1 protein-coding gene is annotated in these 738 nt (G+C 53.5%); it reads left to right on the top strand.

Annotated elements, in window-relative coordinates:
* Positions 1–54: 54 nt before the first annotated feature.
* A partial coding sequence (locus B5E67_RS15305; RefSeq protein ID WP_158098913.1) for a recombinase family protein occupies positions 55–738 on the top strand: 684 nt, incomplete at its 3' end.

The raw sequence follows: 738 nt of genomic DNA, 5'->3' as shown, positions 1-738 counted from the left end.
ATTTACAATAAGGATAAAGGGAGCGCGCACCCTCAAGAAAGGAGGTTACACCCCATGAAGAAACAGCCGGACAAGGGAAAAATCACAGCCCTGTACGAGCGTCTTTCCCATGACGATGAGCGAGCCGGGGAAAGCGTGTCGATAGAAAACCAAAAGCGCATTTTGGAGGACTACGCCCAAAAGAACGGCTTTACGAATATCCGGCACTTCACCGATGACGGAGTGCGGGGAACGACTTTCAAGCGTCCGGGGCTGGACGCTATGCTGGAAGAAATCCGGGCGGGAAATGTGGCTACGGTCATTATCAAAGACCAAAGCAGGATTGGCCGTGATGTTGTCGAAGTGGGGCTTTTGAAGCGCACCTTTGACGAGTACCATGTACGCTTTATTGCGGCAAATGACAACCTTGATACCGCCAACGGCTTTGATATAATGTCAATTTTCCGAGATGTGATAAACGAGTGGTATGTTGCCGACACCAGCCGGAAAATCAAGACCGTTTTCAAGTCGAGAATGGAAAAGGGCTTGCGCTGCTCCGGCAGCGTCAGCTATGGCTACCTTGCGTCCAAGGAGAACAAGGGCGAATGGGTAATCGACGAGGAAGCCGCCGCCGTTGTGCGCCGTATCTTCCACAGCGTTGTTGCCGGGGAGAGTATCGCCAGCATAGCAAGGGCACTCCGCGCCGAGAAAATCCCTATCCCGTCCGAGCATTGGAAGCGGATAGGCGCACCCGTCCGG

Source organism: Faecalibacterium sp. An122 (assembly GCF_002160895.1).
Lineage (GTDB): Bacteria > Bacillota > Clostridia > Oscillospirales > Ruminococcaceae > Faecalibacterium.
The sequence above is the reverse complement of the archived record's forward strand: the minus strand, read 5'-3'. Positions and strand labels throughout refer to the sequence as shown.